2 protein-coding genes are annotated in these 871 nt (G+C 40.5%); both read right to left on the bottom strand.

Annotated features, from left to right (window positions below; all coding sequences use genetic code 11):
• Positions 1–261: 261 nt before the first annotated feature.
• Complete coding sequence (gene cutA, locus RHOW815_RS08350; protein ID WP_215217814.1) at positions 262–603, bottom strand: divalent-cation tolerance protein CutA; 342 nt, start codon at positions 601–603, stop codon at positions 262–264.
• 39 nt (positions 604–642) lie between these two features.
• On the bottom strand, positions 643–871 hold a 229-nt coding region (locus tag RHOW815_RS08345; RefSeq protein WP_215217813.1), incomplete at its 5' end, for a hypothetical protein.

The following is an 871-nucleotide window of genomic DNA, read 5'->3' as shown; positions in this document are numbered from 1 at the left end:
ATTATCTACAAACATGCTATGCTCGGGTGCACAATAGATGTTTTTTCAAGTATTTATATGTTCTTTTTTGTGCACTTCAAGGTTGAAAGGGCCGGATTTTTCTTGCTTCTTCTTTTAGGCATTTGGGTTTTAGCATGAAGCTTTTTAATTCCTAGATACCCTCTTTCTTACACTGGAGGCATTTGAAATAGCTCTTCTGGATTTTGATGGCGCCATCTTGGTTATTTCTCACGATTCGACTTTTATCGAAAAAATTGCTACTCAGGAGTGGTCACTGAAAGAAGTTTCCTGAACAACCCACGATAAGTAACGAGGATTGCCTTGAGCAATATCGACCTGTAAAATCTCTGGCACTTCATAGCTGCAGTGTTTTTGAATATAGCTCTGGGCCGCACCAAAATGCTTGAGAGTAGTCTTGAGAATGACTTTTACCTCTTGGCTCTCTTCAATTTTGCCTTCCCATCGATAGATTGATTCGACTTCGGGGAAAATGGATGCGCAGGCGATCAACCGTTGATCAAGTAATCCACGAATGATCTTTTTGGCCTCTTGTTTCTCTCGGCACATCCAGAAAACGTAGATCAACTTTGTCTGATGGGTCATTGCAAGTTCTTCCTTAAAAGGTATATTTTTGAATTTTTCTCATACCCTTCTCGCACAAATTCGATCTCTTAGCCGAGTTTCTGGCAGAACGGAAGAGCCTCCCAATCCATCGTTGTCAGAGAGACAAAAGTACAATGTCGCTCTTGCCCCAACTTTTCGCATGCGTCGATCAGTTAAGAGCCTGTTTAAAATCTTTTCAAAAGTAGAGCAATAAAAGCAAGAACCACCATATTCAGGCTTGTATGTAGTTTTCTTTCGCAATTTTTCC

Source organism: Candidatus Rhabdochlamydia sp. W815 (genome assembly GCF_018642185.1).
Taxonomy (GTDB): domain Bacteria; phylum Chlamydiota; class Chlamydiia; order Chlamydiales; family Rhabdochlamydiaceae; genus Rhabdochlamydia; species Rhabdochlamydia oedothoracis.
Note: the sequence above shows the minus strand (reverse complement) of the source record. Positions and strands in the feature narration are given on the sequence as shown.